Here is a 21,987-nt window from a genome sequence, read left to right as displayed (position 1 = left end):
TTCCTTTTTACAGATAAGTATTTCCACAATTTCTTTGTGTATACCATGCGTGGTACTTTTTTACCGGCCTTATGTCTGACCCGTCGTTTTCCGGATCCGGGTATTTACGGATCTACTGGAAAAAGCTCTCCTCTTCTCCGCATTCCTTACCGTCTTTGATATAAACCCGCGGAACACGTTTACTGATCCCGCAGACAAATTCATAGGAAAATCTTCCGGAAAGATCTCCCAGTGTCTCCACACTGATAAATTCCTCTCCATCTCTTCCCATCAGGGTGACCTCGTCCCCGGCCTTCACCTCCGGGATATCTGTGACATCAACCATAAACTGATCCATGCAGACACGTCCGAGGATCGGAGCTTTTTTGCCCCGGATCAGGACCCAGCCCTTATTGGAAAGCTGTCTCGGATAGCCATCTGCATAACCTACGGGGATCGTTGCCATTCTGGTAAAGCGTTCTGTAACAAACGTTCCTCCATAGCTTACCGCTGTTCCACGTTCCACATTTTTCACATAGGATACATGACTTTTCAGCTCCATTGCAGGTGTCAGCTTCACAATATCACGTTCTACCTCCTCTGACGGATAAATACCGTAAATGGTGATGCCGGCACGAACGACATTGAGATTTGCTTCCGGAACACGGATGATACCTGCACTGTTGGAGCAGTGACGTACCGGAATATGAACGCCTCTTTTTTCCAGAAGCTCTGCAAAACGGAGATAACGGTCCAGCTGCACCAGTGCAGGAGAACGGTCGGTCTCATCCGCCCTGGCAAAATGGGTAAACATTCCCTCGATCACCAGATTCGGGATTTTTGAGATTTTTTCGATCTTTACTGCATTTTCCGGAATATCCGCATATCCGATCCTTGTCATTCCCGTATCCAGAGCCAGATGAATATGTACATTTTTTCCAATGCGTGCACCTGCTTTTGCATATTCTGCCGCTGTATTAAGATCCGATATGGTGATCCGAATATCATTGGCTGCAAGCTCCTCATAATATTCCTCAAATACAAGGCCAAGGATCAGGACAGGCTTGGTGATCCCTGCATGCCGAAGCTCCAGTGCCTCCTCTGCAGTAGCTGTTGCAAATCCCCAGATATAGTCATAGTCCTGGATCAGACGGGCAATAGCTCTGGCACCATGGCCATAACCGTCTGCCTTGATCACAGCGATGATCTTTGTCCCTTCTTTGACATTTTTATGCATTTCCTCAAAATTGTGGGCAATGGCATCCAGTGATACCAGTGCTTTTACTCTCTCGTATTTTTTCATAATCCCGACTCCTCTTCACCTATAGCTAATGCCTTGGGCAGATATTCTATGATATCTCCTGCCAGCATACTGCGCTTTCCTTTTTCAGCGGCTGCAAGATCACCGCAAAGTCCGTGAAGATAAACACCTAACGCGGCCTTTAAAACCATGGGAGGCTGTTCCTCCGTTTTCAGATACATACATAACACTGCTGCCAGGATCCCGGAAAGCACATCTCCGCTTCCTGCAGTTGCCATTCCGGAATTACCGGAAAGATTCAGATACATCTGGCCTTTTTCATCTGCGATCACCGTACATGCATCCTTCAATACGCACACAGAGCCTGTTTCCGCAGCACATTTCAGTGCAGTATCTGCGATCTCATGCTGGATCTCCTGGATCGTTCTGCCACTGAGCCGGCTCATTTCTCCGATATGCGGTGTCAGGACTACATGCTCTCCCAGATACTGATACCACTGTGGATGTGCAGCCAGAAGGTTCAGGCCGTCCGCATCCAGGATCAGCGGCTTTTTCTCCCGGGCAGCCGCCGTGAGAAACCACTGTTCTCTCTCACGGCTGGCCACTGATGTTCCAAGTCCCGGTCCGATCACGATCACATCACACCAGGATAGAAGCTGTTCATTGGATTCCTGATCAAAGCGGCTGCAGACCATAGCCTCCGGAAGGAGTATCTGCAGTGGGATCCTGTTGGCTTCCACAGTCTGGATCTTTACCATTCCCGCACCGGCACGAAGTGCTGCACAGGCGCTTAAATAAGCGGCTCCGCACATTCCCTCACTTCCGGTCACAAAGAGCACTTTTCCGAAGGTACCCTTGTTTCCGCCGGGATCACGTTCCGGAAACAGCTTCAGATCTTTATTTTCCAGACAGGCGGCAGATGCAGTCACAGCTTCCTGCTCATAGATCCCGATATCGGCGGTAACGATCCTTCCTGCATACAGTCTTCCCGGATAAAAGCAAAGACCTCTTTTCCGGTAGGCAAATGTGACAGTCAGATCGGCGCTGAAGGCAATTCCCATTTCCAGGCCAGTATCTCCGTTCACTCCTGACGGGATGTCAACTGCGATCTTTTTGGCCCTCGCACTGTTCATCTCATGGATGATATCAGCATAATGCCCCTCGATCGGACGCGTCAGGCCTACCCCAAACACGGCATCTACTATAGTAGTATATTCACTCCACTGCGGGTTATTCACCTCCGGGACACGATAACCGGAAGCGATCTTATACTGAAGAGCGGTCTCTCTGGTCATTTTATCTTTGTTTCCGACCATATAAAACTCTACCCGGATCCCCTTCAGATGGAACAATCTGGCAACAGCGATACCGTCACCGCCATTATTTCCGCTTCCGCAGACTACCAGGATCCTTTCGTCCTTCTGGAGATACTTTTCTGTTTCCTCTACCACCTTCAGTGCCGCCCGCTCCATCAGAACCTCGGAGAGAACTCCGATCTCACGGATCGTTGTGGAGTCCAGATCCTTCATTTCTTTGCAGGTAACAAGCTTCTTCATTCTGTCTTCTGCCTCCCCTCTGTCATAGAGAAAGCTGCCGTTTCCGGCAGCTTAACAATTCTTACTTATCCACATGTTCCTGCCTGTATTTACTGAGATTATAAGACAGTGTCATCAGACTCTCGGAAAGATGAACGTTCTCTACGATCACATCATCCGGTGTCTCAAGATCGAGATGTGCAAAATTCCAGATTGCCTTGATCCCGTTCTCCACCAGAATATCCGCCATTTCCTTGGCTTTATTCTTGGGAAGTGTCAGAATCGCGATCTCCACGTTATTCTCTCTCAGGAAAAACGGAAGCTCACTGAGCATTTGGATCTCAAGTCCACGGACTGCGATGCCCTCAAGCACAGGATTTACGTCAAAGATACCAACCAGCCTGAACCCGCGCTTCTCAAAATCCACATAATTGGCAAGTGCCTGTCCCAGATTACCGGCACCCAGGATGATCATCGGATGAACGGTATCCAGTCCCAGGATCTTACCGATCTCTGTATAAAGATAGTGTACATTATAGCCATACCCCTGCTGCCCAAAACCGCCAAAATTATTAAGATCCTGACGGATCTGAGAAGCTGTGGTATGCATCTTTTTACTTAATTCATTGGAAGAAATACGTTCTACATTATCTTCCATCAGCTCTCCTAAGTAGCGGTAATAGCGTGGCAGACGCTTAATCACCGCTTTCGAGATTTGTTTTGTCTCCACGATAGTTTTCCTCCTTACCTTACACTAGGTTAATTATAACGAATTGACATTTTCCTGTCAATTAAAGTTGTCTATTCTGTACAAATTTCTTTATATTTTTTCTAATAATTGATTTTTTCTTTGAAATCCCGGCAGTTTCCGTTATAATAGGTGGAGGATTTTTCCCTGTTCAGACATAAACAGGGGTGATTCTTTATACAGGAGGACAGTTTTTATGATTTTATCATGTCAGAATATATGCAAGGCCTTTGGCGAAAAAGTAATTTTAAATGATGCATCCTTTCACATTGAAGACCGTGAAAAGGCTGCTCTGATCGGCTGCAACGGTGCAGGAAAGACCACACTGCTGCGGATCATCATGCAGGAGCTTTCTGCTGATTCCGGTACCGTGGTGCTTGCCCGGGATAAAAATATCGGCTATCTTGCCCAGTACCAGGATATCCACGGACATCATACCATCTACGAGGAGCTTCTTACCACCAAGCAGCACATCATCGATATGGAACGCCGTATCCGCAATATGGAACAGGAAATGAACACCGTGACCGGTGATGAGCTGAACCGTCTGATGGAAACCTATACCCGCCTGACCCATCAGTTTGAGCTGGAGAACGGATACGCTTACAAAAGTGAGCTGACCGGTGTCTTAAAGGGTCTCGGCTTCACGGAGGAAGATTATGACAAGCAGATCGAAACTCTTTCCGGCGGTCAGAAAACCCGTGTGGCGCTGGGCAAGATGCTTCTTTCCAAGCCGGATATCCTGCTTCTGGATGAGCCAACCAATCACCTGGATATGGAAAGCATCTCCTGGCTGGAAACTTATCTTCTGAATTATCCGGGAGCTGTTTTTATCGTCTCCCATGACCGTTATTTTCTGGATAAGGTGGTCACCAAGGTCATTGAGATTGAAGCCGGACAGACCCGCGTATACAGCGGCAACTATTCTGCCTATGCTCTCAAGAAGGCTCAGCTTCGTGACGCACAGTACAAGGCATACTTAAATCAGCAGCGGGATATCAAGCATCAGGAAGCCGTTATCGCCAAGCTGAAATCCTTTAACCGTGAAAAATCCATCAAGCGTGCGGAAAGCCGTGAAAAAATGCTGGACCGTGTACAGAGAATCGAAAAGCCTCTTGAGCTCCAGGACCGGATGCGTATCTCGCTGGAACCACGGGTGTTAAGCGGAAACGATGTGCTCCACGTGGAAGCGCTTTCCAAGGCCTTTCCGGGACAGACCCTGTTCTCCGATATCTCCTTTGATATCAAACGCGGCGAGCGTGTGGCACTGATCGGAAACAACGGAACCGGAAAGACCACCATGCTGAAGATCATCAACGGTCTTATTGAGGCAGATGCCGGCAAGTTTTCCCTTGGTTCCAAGGTGCAGATCGGTTATTACGATCAGGAACATCATGTTCTGCATATGGACAAAACGATTTTCCAGGAAATCTCCGATACTTATCCGACTCTCACAGAGACTGAGATCCGAAATATGCTTGCCGCATTTCTCTTTACCGGAGATGATGTTTTCAAGGAGATCTCCGCACTTTCCGGTGGAGAAAGAGGCCGTGTTTCCCTTGCAAAGCTGATGCTTTCCGAAGCCAACTTCCTGATCCTTGACGAGCCTACCAACCATCTGGATATTGCCTCCAAGGAGATCCTGGAGGAAGCACTGGTCAGCTACACCGGTACAGTCCTTTATGTATCCCATGACCGTTACTTTATCAATCAGACTGCGACCAGGATCATGGAGCTGACAAACCAGGCAGTGGTAAATTACATCGGTGATTATGATTACTATCTGGAAAAGAAGGAGGAGCTGACCAGTACTTATGCACCGGGAAGCACTTCTCCGGAGGCACCTGCCGAAGAAAAATCGGTTTCCGAGAACAAGCTTTCCTGGCAGCAGATGAAGGAAGAACAGGCAAAGAAACGAAAACGGGAAGCCGAGCTGAAAAAAGTCGAAGCCCGTATCGAAGAGCTGGAAACAAGAGACAGCGAGATCGACGAAACCATGGTCCTTCCGGATGTCTGCACCAATGTAGCGGAATGTACAAAGCTGAGCCGCGAAAAAGCAGCCATCGCTGAAGAACTGGAAGAGCTTTATGAAAAATGGGAAGAGCTGGCCTGACGGTCAGCTCTTTTTTATCCCCTTATGTTTTTACGGAAGCAGCATGCCGAGATGCTGTTCAAAGCATACACCATCGTTACGGTCTGTTCCTTCCTCCACCGCATCCCGGATCGATGCCGAGATAAAATCCACGGCCAGCTCTGCACAGGTTTTCATGGAATATCTTTTTACCAGCCCTGCACTGAGCACGGATGCAAAAAGATCTCCTGTCCCGGAATAGCTTCCGCCGGATTTCTCTGCAAATACCCAGGAGCTGTTTCCGTTTTCCAGGACAAGATTCCCCATTTTCAGAGGCTGCCCCTCCTCCCTGTGATCCACTCCGGTGATCACAACGGCAGGAAGGGAAAATTTCCGGGCAAGTCCGCACCCGATCTCCCGGATCTCTTCCATCCGCCGGGCCTCTGATGCCTTTTGCAGTTTATTCCAGATCTCCTCCATTTTTTCTTTTCCGTAGAGAAGAAGGAGGGCTTCCGTAAGGTTCGGTGTAATCACATAGGAACGACGTGTCAGTTCGCAGAACCGGCTGCGGAGCTCTTCTGTATAGATCGGATAAACCACGCCGTCATCCCCCATCACCGGATCTGTAAGGATCAGAGTATCCTTCCCTGCAAACGCATCCATAAATTTCAGGATCCTGTCTGCCTGCTTATCGTCAGAAAGAAATCCTGTATAGATCCCATCCGGGAAAAACCCTCTTTTTTTCCACTGCTCCATATATGGTTCCATATGCTCTGTGAAATCCTCACAGAAATAACTTTCATAACCGGTCTGGTTGCTTAAAACAGCGGTAGGAAGTGGACACGCCTGGACTCCCATCACCGAGATCACCGGGATCGCTGCTGTCAGTGAACATTTCCCCAGCCCGGAAAGATCATTGATCACTGCTATTTTTTTCATGGTAATTCTCCAGTCTTGAGTTTTTTTCTGTAATATTATAGAATGAACTGTCAGGTTTACGCAATCATTTTTGGAAGGAAATCATCATACTTATGTTAAATATATCCGCTGAACACAAAAAAGAACACCTTTATCTGGAGGTTTATCACTATTACCGGAAGCTGATCCTGGAAGGCCGTCTCCTTCCCGGAAGCAAAATGCCCTCCCTCCGCAAATGCGCCCAGGAGCTGAAGCTGAGCCGTACCACCATCGAAAATGCCTATCTTCTGCTTGCAGCAGACGGCTACATCATCGCCAGGGCACAGAGCGGCTATTATGTCACCGGCATTGCTTCCAAGCAGCATCTGCTTACCCCCGAAAAACAGGATAAGGATATCACGCCCTGCCTTTATGATTTTGCCTCTTCCGGTGTTGACCGGGAAAGCTTCCGTTTTGATCTGTGGCAGCGTTACATCAAAAGCGCCCTCCGCCAGGGCGACCGTATGCTTTCTTATGGCGAACCACAGGGCGAAAGCGATTTCCGGGAGGTTCTCGCAGACTATATCCGGGAACGCAGAAATGTGATCTGCTCCCCGGATGACATTGTAGTAGGGGCCGGTCTCCAGCCCCTTCTCCAGATCCTCTGTCCTCTGATCCATGAACGGAAAACCGTTTCGTTCCCCACACCGTCCTTCACCACATGCAGCACCATCTTTCAGGATTACGGCTTTGATGTCCATTACCGGGACAAAAGCTGCGATGTGATCTATGTTTCTCCTGCTCACATGACGAAATGGGGCGAGATCATGCCGGTAAAACGACGCCTGGAGCTGATCCGTCATGCGGAGATCAATGACCATCTGATCATTGAGGATGATTTCGAAAACGAATTTGTTTATTTCCAGAAGCCGACGCCTTCACTTTTCGGTCTTGCAGGTGGTGAAAACGTTGTCTATATCGGTTCCTTTTCCAGGCTGCTGCTGCCCTCCATCCGTGTCAGCTTCATGGTACTGCCACGCTCTCTCCGGGAAAAATATACAAAAAAAGCAGCCTTTTATAATCAGACTGCTTCCAAGGCAGAACAGATCGCGCTCTGCCAGTTTATCCGCGACGGGCATCTGGCTTCTCAGACTAGAAAGCTCCGCCGCCTTTATTCCCAGAAGCTGAAGGCTCTTTCCCAGGCTGTCCGGGAAACCTTCGGCCAGGACTGCCAGATCCAAACAGGAGCCGCAGGAACCAGCCTTGCCCTTACTCTTCCCTGTTCTCTCACAGGCAGTGAACTGACAGACAGAGCCCGGAACCGTGGTCTGGGACTGGAGGTTCTCAGAGAAAACGGAGCCGAGGTCACCCTGGTCCTCTCCTGCTCCTCCATTCCATCCAAGGATTTTCTGCCTGCCTGTCAGCTTCTGAAGGAGGTTACCGGCTCCTAATCTCTCCGGTTATCGATCATGTAGAGCAGGGCATTTACAATGCACGCAGCAATGTTACTTCCACCCTTGCGTCCTTTTGCCACAATATAAGGCACATCTGCGTGCATGATCAGCTCCTTGGACTGCACAACATTCACAAAGCCTACCGGCACACCGATGATCAGCTCAGGAGAAAGCTTTCCGTTCTCAATAAGCTCATAAAGACGTACCAGTGCGGTAGGTGCGTTTCCAATGGCAAAGATCAGCTTTTTATCCATCTCTGCTGCCTTGTCCATGCTGGCTGTGGCTCTGGTAGTCCCGTTCTTTTTTGCAAGGGCAGCCACATCCTCATCGGACATGAAGCAGTAAGCCTCACCGCCGTAGCGGGCAAGTGCACGCTTGTTGATCCCGGCCTTTGCCATTTGAGTATCTGTGACGATACAGGCACCGTTGCGGATGGCGTCCATGGCCATCTCCACTGCCCCCTCCGAGAAGCAGAGATTTTTTGCATAATCAAAATCTGCACTTGTGTGGATGCAGCGTTTTACGATCAGCTCTGTTCCCGGGATCAGGGGAGTATCCCCCAGCTCTTCTGTGATGATCTCAAAGCTTCTTTTTTCGATCTCCATGGGTTTTACATTTTCAAGCTCAACTTTCATTTCTATTCTTCCTCCGTAATCCCGTTTTCCAGTATCTCATAGATTTTTTTCATATCCAGATGCTTCCGCAGCTCTGCAGCCAGGATATCATACTGCTGTTCCTTAAATGCTGCAAAATCCACGCCTGTCATATTTTCCACATCAATACCTTTTTTCTCGCCGATCACGCGGATGATCGCCTCTGCAGATGCTTCCTTATCGAAAACGCCGTGGATATAGGTTCCGCACACATTTCCCGCAAAAGCACCCTCTTCTTTTTTCTTACCGCTGACGCTGTCTGTGATCTTCGTGGCTGTTCCTGCATTGTCCTTCAGGATGCTTTCGCCCATATGGATCTCATAGCCCTCGATCTCCGCACCGGAAAGAGGAGCAAACACACCGGACAGCTGACCGAAATGCCCCTGCACCCTGGTCCTGGTTTTCTTTTCGGCAAATACCGTTTCCATGGGAAGAAGTCCCATTCCTTTCATGGAACCGCCATTTTCAACGCCATGAGGATCGCTTAAGGTTTCACCCAGCATCTGATAGCCGCCGCAGACACCAAAGAGCAGCTTGCCTCTGGAGGCTTCCTTAAGAACTGCTGCCTCCATTCCGCTTTCCCGCATCCAGATCAGATCACCCATAGTGTTCTTGGTTCCAGGAAGGATGATCATGTCCGGAGAGTGAAGATCTCTCGGGTGTTTTACATAGCGGAGAGAAACTCCGGGAATGCTCTCAAAAGGATTAAAATCCGTAAAGTTGGAGATCCTTGGTGTACGGACCACTGCGATATCAATGACACCGGCTTCCTGCTTCCGGTCAAAACGCTCCGTCAGGCTGTCCTCATCCTCCACCTGGATATCCAGATAAGGCGCCACACCCACCACCGGGATCCCGCTTCTTTCCTCAAGCATGACAACACCAGGGTCCAAAATAGTCTTATCTCCGCGGAATTTGTTGATGATCAGCCCCTTTACCATAGCCTTCTCATCGTCCTCCAGAAGCTCTACCGTACCGATCAGCTGGGCAAAAACACCTCCACGGTCAATATCTCCCACAAGAAGGACCGGTGCCTTGGCCATCTTTGCCATACCCATATTTACAATATCCTCATCCTTGAGATTGATCTCGGCAGGACTTCCCGCACCTTCGATGACAATGATATCGTTTTCCGCTGCAAGAGCGTTGTACGCCTTCATCACATCCGGAACCAGGGTCTTCTTATATTTGAAATAATCCCTGGCACTCATGGTTCCAAGAACCTCTCCGTTTACGATCACCTGGGAGCCTACATCATTGGTAGGCTTCAGAAGGATGGGATTCATCAGGACAGACGGCCGGATCCCGGCTGCCTCTGCCTGCATGACCTGGGCCCGTCCCATCTCAAGACCATCCTCTGTGATAAAGGAATTCAGTGCCATATTTTGTGATTTAAAAGGAGCCACACGATATCCATCCTGCTTAAAGATTCTGCAAAGTCCCGCAGCCAGCAGGCTTTTTCCGGCATTGGACATGGTTCCCTGTACCATTATTGCTTTTGCCATAATATACCTCCCTCAAGTACTTCGATCAGTTTTACATTTTCTTCATGGCGCTTTACCGCGATCCGGTAATACCCCTTTGTAAGACCCGGATAATTGCTGCAGTCACGGATCAGGATCCGCTTGCGCAGACAGAAGTCAAAGAGCTCCTCCGGTCCTTTAAAGAAAATATAATTTGCTTCCGACGGAAATACTTTATACCCAATGCGGGCCAGCTCATCCTTCAGCCACTGTGCCTCCCGAAAAACAAGCTGTCTTCCCTCCTCTACATATTCCGTCTCTGTAAGTGCCTGGAGCCCGGCTGCCTGGGCCATGGTGGAAACATTCCATGGCTGAACGCAGAGCTCCATCCTTTCCAGCAGCTTTCTGTCAGAACAGAGGCCATAGCCCAGCCGCACACCGGCCATGGCATATCTTTTTGTAAATGCCTTCAGGATAAAAAGATTATTGAACCCGGAAAGAGAACGCTTCAGAGAATACTCTTCCGGTTCCTTTACAAAATCAAGGAAACACTCATCTACCACCAGCAGGATATCCAGCTTTCTGCATTTTTCCAGGATCCTTTTCAGAAGCCTGTGGGGAATCAGCATGCCGGTAGGATTGTTGGGGTTACATAAGAAAGCCATATCCAGTCCCTTATGGAGGATATCCAGATATGCTTCACTGAGCACAAAACCGTCATTTTCCGTCAGCATGTAATATTCCAGCTCACAGCCAGTGCTGGCCAGAGCCTGTCCGTATTCCGCAAAAGTAGGCGCCGGGATCAGAGCCCGCTTTGGCTTTACTGCATGACAGAGCGTAAAGATCACTTCTGCTGCTCCGTTACCACATATTACCTCTTCCGCTTTTACCCCTTCCGATTCTGCGATCCTTTCCCTGAGAACGCCGCATCCCACCTGGGGATACTGTGCAATATGATCCAGACTGTGGATAATGGCCTGCTTCACACTTTCCGGTGTTCCCAAAGGATTCAGATTTGCCGAAAAATCCAGGCAGTCTTTATGTTTATATACGTCTCCTCCATGTATGTGTTTTGTCATTGGTCATTCTCCTGTCTGTATTTATTGTTACCTTAATAACCCGAACCGGATCCCCGCACTGAGCAGTCCAAATACAACCACTCCCAGTATGGATGCCGCATACATCAGCCGGTTAGCTCTTTTGATATCCTCCGGCTCCACCGGGCGGATCGGATCCCCAATCGTGGGTTTTTCATATAATTTCCCGAAATAATATGCATTTCCCGCAAGCTGTACATCCAGCGCTCCGGCCATGGCAGCCTCTGTCTGAGCAGAGTTGGGGCTTGCATGATTTCTCCGGTCACGTTTGTAGATCTTTGACGCATTTTTTGTATCCATTCCTGTAAAAACAGTTCCTGCCACCATCAGCCATCCAGAAATCCTGGCAGGGATATAATTGGCCACATCATCCAGCTTTGCCGCAATACGGCCGAAATAAAGATATTTGTCATTTTTATATCCAAGCATGGAATCCATGGTATTGATACCCTTGTACAAAAACATCAGCGGCACCCCGCCGATAGCCATATAAAGCATGGGGGCGATCACGCCGTCGGATGCATTTTCCGCAACGGTTTCCACAGCAGCCTTTGTCACGCCAGTTTCCGTAAGCTCTCTGGTATCACGGCCTACGATCATGGACACCGCATAGCGTGCCTCGTCCAGAGTTCCGTTTTTCAGCCGGTCATAAACCTTCATACTCTCATCCTTCAGGGAACGGGTGGCAAGAAGCTGATAGCACCAGAAAACCTCCAGCACAAATCCGGCCACCGGCAGATACCGGTAAAGATAATAAAGCACCAGAAGCGGCACCCCGCCGCTGAACAGACAGACAAGCACTACGATCAGAAAGCCTCCTGTCAGCTCACCGCCGTGATTTTTCGGAAAAATCTTCCGGATCACCTTTTCCAGCACTGAGATCAGATTGCCGATGACACAGATCGGATGATAAAGCCATCTGGGATCTCCGATCAGAAGATCCAGCACAAATCCTATGACCAGTGCAGGAAGACTATATTTCAGCATCTTTTTTCTGCCTCCGTTCTTTCTTATATTCCAGTGCGTTCTTCAGAAAGCGTGCCGGAACCCTGGGATTTCCGTAATAATAAAGATGCGGAAATCCTGCCATCAGCCTGCCCCGGTCATGGATACAATCCCATCCTCTTTTGGATGCCGGCTTTGCCGCATGAAAATCCTCTCCGCAATCTGTGGAATCAAAATAATGGAATTCATGAGCCGGGATCTCACCAAGTCCGGTATCCTGTTTTTCCGTAAGGGTGATATAGCCGAACCGGTTCAGCTTCGGTGTGCGGTAAGCCCTTCCAGGGATCACCCCGCAGACTCTGCGCTGCTTTCCTTCCATATCCTCCATCTCCTGATGAAGATACATGAATCCGCCACATTCTGCCAGACAGGGCATTCCGTCCAGGATAACTTCCCGGATCCGGGTGCACATTTCCTGATTTTCTTCCAGCGCCTCCCCGTTTAATTCCGGGTAACCGCCGCTTAAAAGAAGCCCGTCCAGATCCTCCGGAAGCTCTCTGTCATGAATGGGTGAAAAACGTACCAGCTCCGCTCCCATCTGCTCCAGAAGATTTAAATTATCCGCATAGAAAAAGCAGAAGGCTTCATCATCCGCCACACCGATCCGCACCTTTTCCTCTGTACGGTATCCGAAGGCAGTATCCTTCTGTATCAGCATTTCCGTCTCCGGTGCCGCAAGCTCCGGTGCTTCCCCTGCAAGCTCCAGGATCCCATCGATATCCAGGGTTTTCTCCAGTACCTCGGAAAGCTTCTGTAGACGGCTTTTCAGCTCCGGGATCTCCTCCGGAAGCACCAGCCCCAGATGACGGCTTTCGATCACACAGTCCTCCACCTTCGGAACATATCCCAGCACCTTTACGGAAAGCTCCTCTTCCAGAAGCTTCTTCATCCTGGGATACAGCATGGGAGACATCTGGTTAAAGATCACGCCGCAGATATGACTGTCCTTTTTGTATTCCAGAAAGCCCTTTACATAGGCAGCCAGGGAAACACTCATGCCACGGCTGTTTACGATCAGGATCGCCGGTGTATCTGTGGTGGAGGCCAGATCATAGGCGCTGGCTCTGGAGGTGATCCCTCCTACACCATCATAATACCCCATGACTCCCTCCATCACTGCGATCTCACAGTCCGATGCGTTCTTTGCCAGAAGATACCGAGTTCTGTCTCCATCTGTAAAAAACGTATCCAGGTTTCGGGATCTTGTACCGATCACACGGCTGTGGAACATAGGATCTATGTAATCCGGGCCGCATTTAAAAGAAGCCACCTTAAGGCCACGGTTCACCAGCGCCTGAAGCAGCCCGCAGGTGATCAGGGTTTTTCCGCTTCCGCTGGCACCTGCCGCAAGAAGTATTCTCGGGATCTTCACCTAAATCTCCTCCCCTCTTCCGCTGCAGGAAATGATATAGATCGGATTCTCACCCATCATCATATGATACCTTCCGATAGATTTGGATCTTGCCGCAGACAGCTGTACGATATCCACATCCGTCAGGCTGAAATCTCGTATGGCATTCATGGCTTCCGTCACAGTCTCCAGGGTGATGCAGTTGATCACGATCCGTACTCCCGGATTTTTGTCCAGAAGAAGCCGGATGATCTCATTCATATTTCCGGAAGACCCGCCGATAAAGGCATGTGTCGGAACAGGCAGTTCCACCATCGCTTCCGGTGCAGTACCCGGCACGATCTCCAGATTGTCTGTGGCAAATTTCCGCCTGTTCTCCTTCAGAAGAGCAAGGGCATCCTCCTTTTTCTCGATGGCATAGACCTGCCCCTTCCAGGCACGAAGCGCCATCTCAACAGAAACCGAGCCTGTGCCCGCTCCCACATCATAGCAGACAGAATCCTCCTGAAGACGAAGCTTGGACAGAGAAACCGTACGCACCTCTTCCTTTGTCATAGGCGCCTTCCCACGAAGAAATTCCTCATCACAGATCCCGTGAACTGCGGGCAAAGGTACTGCCTTTTCATTGCACGCAGTTACCACGCTTAACGCATCTCCCCGGTATTCTGTAAGCTCTGCCGCACTGGCATGAAAGATCTTTTCATTTTCGTAGGAAAGATTTTCACCCACATAAAGGGTCACATCACCCATTCCATACGCAACCAGACGAGAAGCCAGACGAGCTACCCCATCCTCTGTTCCCAGAATGGAAAAAACCTTGGGGTTATGCCGGATCAGGGCAATCAGATTGCAGTCTCTTCCATGAGCGCTGACGATCCTGGCATCATCCCAGGAAAGACCGATCTTCGCCATAAAATAAACAACGGAAGAAATCCCGCAGATCACTTGGACATCGCCATCCAGAAGATCGATCAGCTTCCTTGCGCCGCTGTAGAAGCCCACATCGCCGGAAAGGGCAATGGCAACGGTACGGTACTGTGGATGTGTCTTGATATACTCCACGATCTTATCACTGCGGTACTCATGGAGAACCATCTGCCCCGGCCTCTGCACGGCATCTGTCATACGCTTTGCACCGATCAGAAGCTCCGCCTCATCAAAGGCCTTCTTTCCTTCCAGAGTCAGGGTTTTTTCCGCACCCATGCCGATGCCTACAAGAGAAACCCTCTGTGACAGGGTAAGGCCGAACAGCTTTGCCAGAAATACCCTTGCTTCCGGCAGGGACAGCCCCTCCTCCTGCAATGGTCTTCCGATGATCACAGGTGTGACGCCGCAACGCTGACAGGCCTCCATCTTTTCCGGGAATCCACCTGCCAGACCGGTATCCTTGGTGACCAGATAGCTGCACTGAAACTGTCGAAGCATGGCTTCGTTGATCTCTGTAGAAAATGGCCCCTGCATACCGATGAGATGCTTTCCTTCGATCCCCAGCTCCGCGCAGGAGCTGATCACGGAAGGGATGGACAGCACCCGGGCAAAAAGCCTCTCCTGGTAATCCGGGATCACTGTAAATTTAGACAGCTCCTTGCTTCCTGTGGTAAGAAAAATGTTCCCCTCTGTACCGGAAAGAAGCTCTGCCGCCTTCTCCGTGCTTTCCACATAGATGGCTTCCCTGTTCTTCTCCCCCTCCGGGCGAAGGACACGCTGATAGCGAATGCTTCCGTTCTCACAGGCAGTCCGGATATTTTTTGTCACCTCTGCTGCATAGGGATGAGTGGCGTCCAGAACGATCTCCGGCGCTTCCCTCCGGAAAAGCTCCTCCATATCTTCGGTTTTCAGCCTTCCGGCGCTGACATGGAGAAATTCATTTTCCTTCAGAAGAGAGCCGCCATATTCCGTGGCTGCACAGGCATAGACCGAAACATGATTTTCCGCAAGGAACTCACAGAGTGCATAGCCCTCGGTGGTTCCTGCAAAAACAATGGCTTTATACATTCTTATATCCCCTTGGTGTTACCATCTTGCCGTTTACATTCTTAGTCTGTGAATTTCCCACAAATACGGTAGTAAACATATCCACTTCTGTATCACGGAGCTCCTTCAGTGTCATAACCTGTGCAGTCTCGCCGTCACGTGCAATCTGGGCAACCGTGCCGCAGACAGTATCCGGGGACTTGTATTTCATCATCAGATCACAGGCCTTCTGAAGATAATCCTTACGTTTTCTGCTGGACGGATTGTAAAGGCATACCACAAAATCCGCCTGTGCTGCTGCCAGAAGCCTTGCCTCGATCTTCTCCCACGGAGTCAGAAGATCACTTAAGCTGATCAGGCAGAAATCATGGATCAGCGGTGCACCCAGCACTGCGGCGCCGCCTGTGGCTGCTGTCACACCCGGGATAATGGTCAGCTCCACATCCGGATAGTTTTCTCCCACCTCATACATCAGACCTGCCATACCATAGACACCGGCGTCACCACTGCAGATCATGGAAACGGTTTTTCCTTTTTTTGCCTCGTCAAAAGCAAGTACACAGCGGTCTACCTCTTTTTTCATCGGTGTGGTCATGAACTCTTTGCCTGCAAAATACTCCTTTACAAGATCCACATACACCGTGTAACCGATGATCACATCACTTTCATTTAATGCACGGATCGCTCTTCCAGTCATCTGGTCATACGCACCCGGGCCAATTCCTACAACATAAATCTTACTCAAAACGTATCCTCCGATTTCCGGCTGCAAGGGCGGTAGTCACACCGTCCCGGCCTGTTTTTTTTCTGATCAGTGTACCCTGTCCGCAACCCAGAACCGCACTTCTCTCACAGACATTCTCTACACCTGTTATCTTTTTTACAAATTGTGACGGGGTAAATTCACCCTGCACTGCCTTCAGCTCTTCCTCTGTAAAGGTCAGAAACGGAAGCTGCCAGGCTTCTGCCAGAGAAAGAAGTCCCACCTCTTCCTTCTTCAGATCGATACTGGCAATAGCGCTCAGCGCTTCTCTGTAAACATCCGATTCCTTCAGACATTCCTCTGCCGCCTTCCGGATGGAGGCTGCATCCTTTCCCCTGCGGCAGCCCATTCCCAGAACTGCAGCGGGCGGCACCACATGGACTGTATTTTTAAAGGGCAGGCAGCCTCTGTGGATCGTCACCGCAATACCTGTTTCCGGTGCCTCACCGGCTTTCTCACCCTTATCCGGATCCACTGCAGCTGAGGGCCTTCCGTCTTTTCCGCAAAGCACCAGACCCTCCGGCAGCTCTCCGTCCCATGGAAACTCACTGTAAAAGCCAACGCTCTCTCCTGCAAGAAGGGCTGCAGAAGCCTCCTTTGCAGCCTTCATATGAAAAATAGCACAGCCATTCTTTTTTGCAAAAACATCCACTGCAAAACGGCTGTGAAGATCTGTGGCTGTTGTCACAACCGGCACAGCCTTAAGATATCCGGCACAGCGAAGAGCCAGCTCATTGGCTCCGCCCAGATGTCCGGAAAGAAGAGCAATGACAAATTTTCCGCATTCATCGATCACCAGCACAGCCGGATCCGTCTTTTTTCCGACAATGTAAGGTGCGATACTGCGCACTGCGATCCCGCAGGCACCAACAAAGATCACGCCCTCTTTTCCTGTCCGGAACTGTTCCCCTGCCCACTGGGAGGTGGAAACAGAGATCGGATCCGGAAGGTACCGGCTCTTTTTTGCAAGGGTGACACTCTCACCCTCTTTTTCCAGAGCCCTCTGAAGCCTTTCCCCTGTCTCCAGCCCTGTCATACTGAAGCAAATGATGGAAATGTTCATATTTTATTTCGTAGCCTCACGGAACTCTGTGGTAAAGCCCGGATCATACAGCTTGGATCTGTCATAGCTTGCAGCATTGACCGCATCACCTACCAGCATAAGCGCTGTTTTTGTGATCTTGTTCTCTTTTGCTGTCTGGGCCAGAGTACCCACTGTACAGATAAACTTCTTCTCATCGGGCCAGGTTGCCTTGTAGACGATGGCAGCCGGTGTATCCTCACGGTATCCGCCCTCCACCAGTCTGCGGCTCAGCTCCTCCAGCATACCTGTACTGAGGAAAATAACCATAGTGGCATTATGAGCGGCAAAGGACTGAATGCTCTCTTTTGCCGGCACCGGTGTCCTTCCTTCCATTCTTGTGATGATCACACTCTGGGAAATATCCGGAAGTGTATACTCCAGGTTCAGTGCAGATGCAGCTCCGCAGAAGGCACTGACACCCGGGCAGGAATCATAGGGGATTCCCTTTTCATCCAGGATATCCATCTGCTCACGGATCGCACCATAGATACATGGATCGCCGGTGTGGAGACGAACGGTCATCTTACCTTCAGCCTCTGCTCTCTCCATAACAGAGATCACTTCCTCAAGGGTCATCTTTGCACTGTTATGGATGGTGCACACATCCTTGGAATACTCCAGAAGCTGGGGATTTACAAGAGATCCCGCATAGATGATCACATCTGCCTCTTCCAGATACTGTTTACCTCTTACTGTGATAAGATCCGGTGCTCCCGGACCTGCTCCTACAAAATGTACCATAATCTATTCCTCTCTTCTGTCTTTGTTTTCTTTGATAATGATCAGGGAATAATATCCTGCATCCTCAGGGATCTCCTCCACGGTCCGGTAGATCTTTTCATCCGGCATTCCGCAGTTTTCGATCATCATGGCCTCTGCCCCCTGGGAAAGAAGCTCCGCCTTCACATCCTTCATCTTCTTTCCGGCCTTCATAAGGACCTTGGTACCGGAAAGCTTCAGCGCATCCTCGATCTGATAGGAAGCCGGGATCACGTGAAGAGGCTCTGCCTTCTCCACAAGTCCGGTGTTCAGACGGGCGGAAACTGCACAGAAGGATGTGATGCCACAGACGATCTCCGTCTCATAGCCCTGAGCCACAAGTCTGTGATGGATATAGAGATATGTGGAATACACGGTAGGATCTCCCAGTGTGAGAAATACCACATCTTTCCCCTGGTCCAGGACAGCCTTGACTTTTTCTGCTCCTGCATCGTGATAGCTTTTCAGCACCTCAGGATCCTTGGACATTGGAAAAGGAACTGCAAGAAGCTCCTTCTTTCCAAGCTCCGGATAAGCCCCCTCTACGATCTTAAACGCTACCGTATCCTCCGGAACCTGTCCCGGAAGTGCGATCACCTCTGCCTCCTTTACAAGACGAAGTGCTTTTAAGGTAAGAAGCTCCGGATCTCCCGGTCCTACACCTACACCATATAATTTACCTGCCATATTTCTTTCCTCCTAACTATATTTTCCAGACAGGATAAAACCTGTCTGTTATTTATATCAAATTTTGTCCCCGGATCAAAAATCTCCATCCGGATCAGGGTTTCACGCATGAAATATCATCCACCCCGACTGCCTGCTCCTGTATCTTATGGATCAGCTCCTCTGCATCCCGGGTCTGCCCCAGCAGTCCGTATACATTGGAAAACACCACAGCACCCAGAAGGATCTGCTCATAGGATCTGTGGTCCAGATAAAACTGGATCTTCTCCATGACCACAGCCATAGTCTCTTTCAGGATACCATAGCTGTCAAGAACAGCCAGCGCCTCATCGGTAGTCCCCGCCTCCAGGATCTCTCTGGCACATTCCAGAGAGCCCCCTGCACGGATGACACTTGCACAGAGAACCTCCATCCTTCCGTCAGCACAGTGGGAATGCGTATTCATGATCCCGGCGGCAACCTTTACAAACTTACCGATATGAGCCACAAAAAGAATGCCCTTTACGCCCATATCAATAGCCATGTCAATGGTCTCCCCTACATAATTGCTGCACTTGATATTGTTCTCAAAGGGAATGGACATATGCTCCCTGAGATAATCCGCACCGTAATTCCCCGGTGTCACCAGGATATAGTTTTCTCCCTGGCAGAAATGCTGCTTCATCTCCACATGGATGCTTTCGATCAGAGCCTTCTCACTCATGGGCTCTACGATCCCGCTGGTTCCAAGTATGGAGATCCCGCCAAGAATGCCAAGACGGGGATTAAAGGTTTTCTTCGCGATCTCCTCTCCCTGAGGGACGGATACGGTAAGCTTCAGGCCGCCCTCGTAGTCATATTCCTGGGCCGCCTCTTCGGCTTCCCGCAGGATCATGGCTCTGGGAACCGGATTGATCGCCGCCTCGCCCACGTTCTGGGAAAGTCCCGGCTTGGTGACACGCCCCACACCGATCCCTCCGTCCAGGATAATCTGAGGCCGGGATCTCTCTGTTTTCTGCTTCTGCCCGGCCTGTTCTGACGCTGAGATAGAAAACTTCTCCGCTTTTACATAGACCAGGATCCCGTTGGTGGTATCCGGATCATCCCCTGCATCCTTCTGTACCGCACAGGAGACATAGGTTTCGCCCCGGGTAATATCGTGAAGCTGTAATGTAAGGGTGATCCCCTTTGGGGTATCAAGCTCTACCTCAGAAAGAGTCTCTCCCGAGAGCAGCATCCGGACTGCACCCCTGGCTGCCCCGGCTGCACAGGAGCCTGTTGTGTAGCCATAACGGAGGCGCTTGTTGTTTTTTATGACATACTGGTCTTCCAGTCCATTCTTCATATATACGATGCCCTCCTTTTCAGATTACCTTGTGCTCCAGCCATTTGCGGCTGTGGAAACGCCAAGTAAAAATGATCCCACGGACAGTCCAGTCTGCAAACATTCCGATCCAGACACCCATAGGCCCGAAGCCCAGGACACGGATCAGGAAAACACAGAGACAGAACCTGCATGCCCACATGGTACAGCAGGAGGTGATCATGGAAAACTTCACATCACCGGCTGCACGAAGACCATACCCCGGCACGAACGCCATTGTCCATACCACAGGCTTTATGATGGTGATCCATGTGATCATGTGGATGCACATTTCCGCACTGGTACTCTCCATTCCGCCAAGGATCGTCACCGGTCTGACCAAAATATACACGATCAGACAGCTTACGATAATAATTGCCTCTGCAATGACGCAGAGTTTTTTTATGTAATAGACCGCCTCATCCTTGCGGCCGGCACCAAGACACTGGCCTACGATGGTCATCAGGCCCACACCTACTCCGATGGCCGCGATACCATTCAGGTTCTCAAGGATATTGGTCATTGCCTGCGCTGCGATGGCTGCTGTGCCCAGTGTGGAAACCGTAGACTGGATGGCAAGCTTTCCAAGCTGAAACATACTGTTCTCAATTCCCGAAGGGATCCCAAGTCCCAGGATACGTCCGATCATGCTCCAGTCCGGTCGGATCTTCAGATAATCCTTCACAACGACAGGCTGACGATCCTTACGCAGCTGCCAGAGAACAACCACTGCACAGAAAATACGGGAAACCAGTGTGGAGATCGCCGCTCCTGCAACACCAAGGTGGAAAACCCAGATCAGAACCGCATTTCCGCCAATGTTCATGATATTGGAGATCATGGAGATGGTCATAGGCCCCTTGGTATTCTCCTGGGCACGAAAGATCGAAGCCGCAGAATCATAAGCCGCAATAAAGGGGAATGACAGTGCCGTGAAAAAGAAATAGGTTTCCGATGCACGCATAACATCCGCATCCACCGCACCGAAGATCAGCCTCAAAAGCGGCTTCTGAAAGATCAGACAGACTGCAGACACCACTACAGAGATCGCTGTGATGATAAAAAGCACCTGCCTGGCAGACATATTCGCCTTCTCATAATTCCTCTGTCCGATATACTGTGCGCAGACAATGGCGCCTCCCGCTGCCAGCGCCGAAAAAGCCTGGATTAGAAGCACATTGATGGAATCCACCAGCGATACCGCAGAAAGAGCCGCAGATCCTACATTGCTGACCATCATGGTATCTGCGGTTCCCATTATCGAATTCAAAATCTGTTCCAGCACTACCGGCACCAGAAGATTACGGATCATCCGGTTGGTAAACATATGCTGCTGTTCCATTGTTACATCCTCCGCCTCACTTATTTATGACCTGACAAAGCAGAAAAAAACGTCTGTATTTTATCAATCACACTTTCTCTGACATTATACCCTTTTCCCGCTCTTTTTCCAATATATTTTCTGTGTTTTTTGTACAAACTGCAAAATGCCGCAGGTGTGAAACCTGCGGCAGTCTTTGTTTTATATAATCTTCTTTAAGTAATGGCAGCTCATTGGCCCCTACAATTCCATACTTCCGAAATCAATCACAAGTTCTTCATAGATCCCTGCTTTAACAGAATCCTCCAAAGTATACTCATTAATACTTTCGTCACCTGTAAAATTGTATACAATAACACGATCTTTCTCAGGATCAACAATCCAGTATTCTTTTACACCACAGGAACGGTATTTCAGAAGTTTTAACAGATAATCCATTTTTTTACTGGATGGTGACACAATTTCTATAATCCAGTCAGGTGCACCATTACATCCTCTGTCATCAAGTTTATGTGGATCGCAAATCACTGAGATATCCGGCTC

Annotated in this window: 19 protein-coding genes; 2 read left to right on the top strand and 17 right to left on the bottom strand. The window is 49.7% G+C overall.

The window, feature by feature from the left end; genetic code table 11:
• Positions 1-112 precede the first annotated feature (112 nt).
• The 3 genes from alr to GPK58_RS10305 all read right to left on the bottom strand — a co-directional run bounded on the left by alr (position 113) and on the right by GPK58_RS10305 (position 3,505).
• A complete protein-coding gene (gene alr, locus GPK58_RS10315; protein ID WP_015524822.1) occupies positions 113-1,282 on the bottom strand; it encodes an alanine racemase in 1,170 nt (389 codons plus the stop codon).
• Entirely contained in the window at positions 1,279-2,796 is a 1,518-nt protein-coding gene (locus tag GPK58_RS10310; protein WP_215638614.1) for an NAD(P)H-hydrate dehydratase, read from the bottom strand. The genes alr and GPK58_RS10310 overlap by 4 nt, the downstream gene beginning before the upstream one ends.
• Before the next feature lie 61 nt (positions 2,797-2,857).
• Entirely contained in the window at positions 2,858-3,505 is a 648-nt protein-coding gene (locus tag GPK58_RS10305) for a redox-sensing transcriptional repressor Rex (RefSeq protein ID WP_021650558.1), read from the bottom strand.
• A 214-nt stretch (positions 3,506-3,719) separates the two neighbouring features.
• On the opposite strand from GPK58_RS10305, the gene abc-f reads away from it, so the two are divergent.
• Positions 3,720-5,636: a ribosomal protection-like ABC-F family protein gene (gene abc-f, locus GPK58_RS10300; RefSeq protein WP_022426792.1), complete on the top strand. Its 1,917-nt coding sequence runs from the start codon at positions 3,720-3,722 to the stop codon at positions 5,634-5,636.
• Positions 5,637-5,666: 30 nt separating this feature from the next.
• Here the strand turns inward: abc-f and GPK58_RS10295 are convergent, their stop codons facing one another.
• Entirely contained in the window at positions 5,667-6,533 is an 867-nt protein-coding gene (locus GPK58_RS10295; protein WP_215638613.1) for a pyridoxamine kinase, read from the bottom strand.
• Positions 6,534-6,625: 92 nt separating this feature from the next.
• Between GPK58_RS10295 and pdxR the strand changes: the two genes are divergently transcribed.
• Positions 6,626-7,942 (top strand): MocR-like pyridoxine biosynthesis transcription factor PdxR, encoded by a 1,317-nt coding sequence (pdxR, locus tag GPK58_RS10290; RefSeq protein ID WP_114002416.1) that lies wholly within the window; start codon positions 6,626-6,628, stop codon positions 7,940-7,942.
• On the opposite strand, the gene GPK58_RS10285 is transcribed toward pdxR, so the two are convergent.
• From GPK58_RS10285 to GPK58_RS10225, 13 genes are all read right to left on the bottom strand, one after another.
• Positions 7,939-8,580, bottom strand: a complete 642-nt coding sequence (locus GPK58_RS10285; protein ID WP_015524817.1) for a precorrin-8X methylmutase — start codon at positions 8,578-8,580, stop codon at positions 7,939-7,941. The two genes, pdxR and GPK58_RS10285, sit on opposite strands and share 4 nt — an antisense overlap.
• A gap of 2 nt (positions 8,581-8,582) precedes the next feature.
• Positions 8,583-10,103, bottom strand: a complete 1,521-nt coding sequence (locus tag GPK58_RS10280) for a cobyric acid synthase (RefSeq protein WP_215638612.1) — start codon at positions 10,101-10,103, stop codon at positions 8,583-8,585.
• Positions 10,088-11,140, bottom strand: a complete 1,053-nt coding sequence (gene cobD, locus GPK58_RS10275) for a threonine-phosphate decarboxylase CobD (protein ID WP_022426795.1) — start codon at positions 11,138-11,140, stop codon at positions 10,088-10,090. Before cobD ends, GPK58_RS10280 begins: the two co-directional genes overlap by 16 nt.
• Before the next feature lie 27 nt (positions 11,141-11,167).
• Positions 11,168-12,145: an adenosylcobinamide-phosphate synthase CbiB gene (cbiB, locus tag GPK58_RS10270; protein ID WP_215638611.1), complete on the bottom strand. Its 978-nt coding sequence runs from the start codon at positions 12,143-12,145 to the stop codon at positions 11,168-11,170.
• Positions 12,132-13,535 (bottom strand): cobyrinate a,c-diamide synthase, encoded by a 1,404-nt coding sequence (locus GPK58_RS10265; RefSeq protein WP_110102257.1) that lies wholly within the window; start codon positions 13,533-13,535, stop codon positions 12,132-12,134. Before GPK58_RS10265 ends, cbiB begins: the two co-directional genes overlap by 14 nt.
• On the bottom strand, positions 13,536-15,509 hold the full coding sequence (gene cobK, locus GPK58_RS10260; protein WP_173775371.1) for a precorrin-6A reductase: 1,974 nt from the start codon (positions 15,507-15,509) through the stop codon (positions 13,536-13,538). It abuts the gene before it with no gap.
• Positions 15,502-16,233, bottom strand: coding sequence for a precorrin-3B C(17)-methyltransferase (gene cobJ, locus GPK58_RS10255; protein ID WP_021650567.1), 732 nt, complete (start codon positions 16,231-16,233; stop codon positions 15,502-15,504). The genes cobK and cobJ overlap by 8 nt, the downstream gene beginning before the upstream one ends.
• Positions 16,226-17,314 (bottom strand): cobalt-precorrin 5A hydrolase, encoded by a 1,089-nt coding sequence (locus tag GPK58_RS10250; RefSeq protein WP_215638610.1) that lies wholly within the window; start codon positions 17,312-17,314, stop codon positions 16,226-16,228. The genes cobJ and GPK58_RS10250 overlap by 8 nt, the downstream gene beginning before the upstream one ends.
• A 3-nt stretch (positions 17,315-17,317) precedes the next feature.
• Positions 17,318-18,076: a precorrin-4 C(11)-methyltransferase gene (cobM, locus tag GPK58_RS10245; RefSeq protein ID WP_015524810.1), complete on the bottom strand. Its 759-nt coding sequence runs from the start codon at positions 18,074-18,076 to the stop codon at positions 17,318-17,320.
• A 3-nt stretch (positions 18,077-18,079) separates the two neighbouring features.
• Positions 18,080-18,781, bottom strand: a complete 702-nt coding sequence (gene cobI / locus GPK58_RS10240) for a precorrin-2 C(20)-methyltransferase (protein WP_092069119.1) — start codon at positions 18,779-18,781, stop codon at positions 18,080-18,082.
• 94 nt (positions 18,782-18,875) lie between these two features.
• The gene (gene cbiD, locus GPK58_RS10235) at positions 18,876-20,105 is read right to left on the bottom strand and encodes a cobalt-precorrin-5B (C(1))-methyltransferase CbiD (RefSeq protein WP_215638609.1); all 1,230 of its coding nucleotides are present in this window, start codon (positions 20,103-20,105) and stop codon (positions 18,876-18,878) included.
• Between the two features lie 19 nt (positions 20,106-20,124).
• Positions 20,125-21,465, bottom strand: coding sequence for an MATE family efflux transporter (locus tag GPK58_RS10230; protein WP_215638608.1), 1,341 nt, complete (start codon positions 21,463-21,465; stop codon positions 20,125-20,127).
• A gap of 219 nt (positions 21,466-21,684) precedes the next feature.
• Positions 21,685-21,987, bottom strand: a 303-nt coding sequence (locus GPK58_RS10225; protein WP_215638607.1) for a Uma2 family endonuclease, incomplete at its 5' end; no start/stop codon positions are given.

The sequence above is a fragment of the Blautia sp. MCC270 genome (genome assembly GCF_018785605.1).
GTDB classification, from domain to species: domain Bacteria; phylum Bacillota; class Clostridia; order Lachnospirales; family Lachnospiraceae; genus Blautia_A; species Blautia_A fusiformis.
This window is presented reverse-complemented; position numbering and strand designations above follow the sequence as displayed.